1 protein-coding gene and 2 pseudogenes are annotated in these 2,983 nt (G+C 64.4%); 1 reads left to right on the top strand and 2 read right to left on the bottom strand.

Going from position 1 to position 2,983, the window contains the following annotated elements:
• Positions 1–17 precede the first annotated feature (17 nt).
• Positions 18–353, bottom strand: a pseudogene (locus ABT245_RS45630) (zinc ribbon domain-containing protein); the annotation flags it as partial.
• 510 nt (positions 354–863) lie between these two features.
• Here ABT245_RS45630 and ABT245_RS45625 point away from each other — a divergent pair.
• The gene (locus ABT245_RS45625; RefSeq protein WP_351747005.1) at positions 864–2,105 is read left to right on the top strand and encodes an IS110 family RNA-guided transposase; all 1,242 of its coding nucleotides are present in this window, start codon (positions 864–866) and stop codon (positions 2,103–2,105) included.
• 17 nt (positions 2,106–2,122) lie between these two features.
• Here the strand turns inward: ABT245_RS45625 and ABT245_RS45620 are convergent.
• Positions 2,123–2,983 (bottom strand): annotated as a pseudogene (locus tag ABT245_RS45620) (RNA-guided endonuclease InsQ/TnpB family protein); the annotation flags it as partial.

Raw genomic sequence — 2,983 nt, 5'->3', positions numbered from 1 at the left:
TTGACGTGCTCCCTGGCCTAAAGTCCAGGGATTCCGGCCTGGGTCGTCTGACTCTTCCGGTGGCTTCCTGCTTCACCGCGCTGTGCGGGCACGTGTGCCCGTCTTACCGGCGCTCCACAGGCGTTTGGCGTCTCCGCCCGTCCGGCGGCGACGATACGGCGTCCTTCGAAGAGGACGTTGCGGGCTGCGTTGTGGTCGCGGTCGTGCACGGTGTGGCACTTGCCGCACGTCCACTGCCGGACGTGCAGGGGCTTGGGGCCGTCCCGGAATCCGCAGGCCGAACAGACCTGAGAGGACGGGAAGGCCCGGTCCACCCTGGCGAAGGTGCGGCCGTGCTTGATCGCCTTGTACTCCCGTACCCTTCAAGCAGGCTCGATCGGGCATGAGCGGTAGCCCCGGGAGACCGGTGCTGTTCCTCGCCCTCGCTGCTAATTAAGAGCTGCGATCAGGATCGCTACAGTACGGGCGTGCAGGTGGGCACCCGGTCGAGCCGTAAGCTCTGCGTCCATCCGGGAAGGCCGGATGCGACTCGAAGCCACCTGCCCACCAAAGGGCTCCCCCTTGACTCCGTCGGCCGGCCTTCCGGGACACCCCCGTAACTGCTGATTAAGAGTGGCGACTCGATCGCTAGTACGGACTTGCCGGCGGGTGTCCCGACTGTCTGATGATCGTTGCATCTATAGCCAGGAAGGCTGGATGCGACTCTTGTACTCCTGCCCGTCAAGGGGCTCATGCTGACTCCGTCGGCCAGTCTTCTGGTCACTCGCCATAACTGATTAAGAGCTGCGATCTCGATCGCTCGTACGGACTTGCTCCACGGGTGGCCCGGCACTCCCTGTTCGTGTTCGACCTGGAGAGACGAGATGACGCAACGGCCGCCGCAAGTATGGGCCGGGATCGATGTGGGGAAAGGACACCACTGGATCACCGTGGTCGACGTCGATGGCGACCCACTGTGGAACCGTAAGGTGATCAACTCTGAGTCTGACATCCTGACTGCATTCGGAGAGGTCATGGATATGGCGGACCAAGTGACCTGGGCGCTCGACCTCATTGACGGAACAGCGGCCTTACTGTTGGGGGTCATGGCCAACCACGGACAAAATCCTCGGTATGTCACCGGTTCGAAGTTCGCAGCGTTCAAGAAGAGTTTCAGCGGCCAGGGAAAGTCCGACTTGAAGGACTCCTACATCATTGCCGAGTTCGCCCGCTGTCTCCGGCGGCAGACGGCCCCTGTGCCGGCGCCTCCCCGGGTCACCAAGGAACTCACGCTGCTCCTGGCCCACCGCAACGGCCTCTCAGCCGAACGCACCAGGACCATCAACCGTATGAGGGCCCTGCTCACCAGTATCTTCCCGGAACTGGAGCGGTCATTCGAGTTCGCCGGAACCGACGGCCCGCTGGTCCTGCTCTCCGGATACCAGACGCCAGCAGCCATCCGGCGGATGGGCGAGAGCAGGCTCACAGCCTGGCTCGTCAAACGCGGCGTGAGGAAGGCAGCAACGATCGCGGAGAAGGCCGTGACAGCCGCAAAGGCCCAGAAATCAGCGACCAGCGGAGAAGACCTGACGGCTGAGCTGGTAGCCGAACTCGCGCAAAGGATCATGGCATTGAACAGTCGACTGAAGGAGCTGGAGAAGAAGGTCAAGGAACTTCTCTCCCAGCACCCTCAGGCACCCATCGTCCTTTCCATGCCCGGATTCGGCGGGATTCTCGCGGCCGAACTTCTCGCGGCGATCGGCGACATCTCACGGTTCCCGACCGCGGGGCGACTCGCTGTCGCGTCAGGGATGGCCCCCGTCTCCCGTGACTCCGGATCGAACGCGGGAAACCGCCTGCGCCCGACCCAATACAGTCGCCCCCTCCAGCGGGCGTTCTTTATGTCGAGCCAAGTCGCGTGCGTGACCGCGGGGACGTGGGAGAACGAGATGTACCAGCGCAAGTACAAGGGCTACACCCACGACAAGGGCCGCCACAAGAAGGCCGTTATCGCTGTCGCGCGTCAGCGAGTGTCGATCCTGTGGGCCATGCTCCGGGACGGTCGGCTCTACGAGAAGGAGTACAACCCCCGCGAGAAGGCAGCAGGAGAGGTTCAGGCAGCTTGACTAAACCCATTAAGAGTCAGCATCCGGACGAACGTGGACCATCCCGCGTCGTGCACGGACTTGGCGAGCCGGGTGCGGCCGAGACCGGACACCGCGAGGTCTTCCACGTACACCGCTTGGTTGTCGCGAATGATCTGTGTGGATGCCTTGTGGTGCCAGTCCCGGCGTCGGTCGGCGACCTTGGCGTGCTGGCGTGCGACCTTGATGCGGGCCTTGGCCCGGTTCTTCGATCCCTTGGCCTTGCGGGACAGCTCCCGCTGAAGGCGCCTGAGCTTCTTCTCGGCCCGGCGCAGGAAGCGCGGGCTGTCGATCTTCCGGCCGTCGGACAGTACGGCGAAAGCGGACAGGCCGAGGTCGAGACCGGCGTCGGTCTCTGCCTCGGGCAGGATGTCCGGCTCGGTGTCCACGACGAAGCTGAGGAAGTACCGGCCGGAGCTGTCCTTGGTGACGGTCACAGAAGTCGGGGCTGCCGGAAGCCGGCGGGACCACGTGACCTTGAGGTTGCCGACCTTGGCCACGTACACCGTGCCGTCGCCCTTCAGGGAGAAGGCGTTGGTGTTGAGACGGATCGACTGCCGGGTGTCCTTCTTCGACTTGAACCGGGGAGGGCCCGCCCTGCGGCCCTGCCGCTTGCCCTTGAGACTGTCGAAGAAGTTCTTGTAGGCGGCATCCAGGTCCCGCAGGGACTGTTGCAGGACGACCGCCGACACGTCGGCGAGCCAGGCTCGTTCGGCGGTGCGCTTGGCCTGGGTGATACGCAGCCGGGACAGCTCGGCCGACGTCACGTACGGCAGCCCCGCCGCGTGTGCTTCCTTCCGGTCGCGCAGGCAGTCGTTCCACACCACCCGGGCGCACCCGAACGCACTCGCCAGCGCACG

The sequence above is a fragment of the Streptomyces sp. NPDC001508 genome (assembly GCF_040298665.1).
Classification (GTDB): domain Bacteria; phylum Actinomycetota; class Actinomycetes; order Streptomycetales; family Streptomycetaceae; genus Streptomyces.
This window is presented reverse-complemented; position numbering and strand designations above follow the sequence as displayed.

Bases quoted from the DNA above. Each gene is read 5' to 3' on its own strand.
- ABT245_RS45625 (WP_351747005.1), top strand. From the start codon at position 864: ATGACGCAACGGCCGCCGCAAGTATGGGCCGGGATCGATGTGGGGAAA.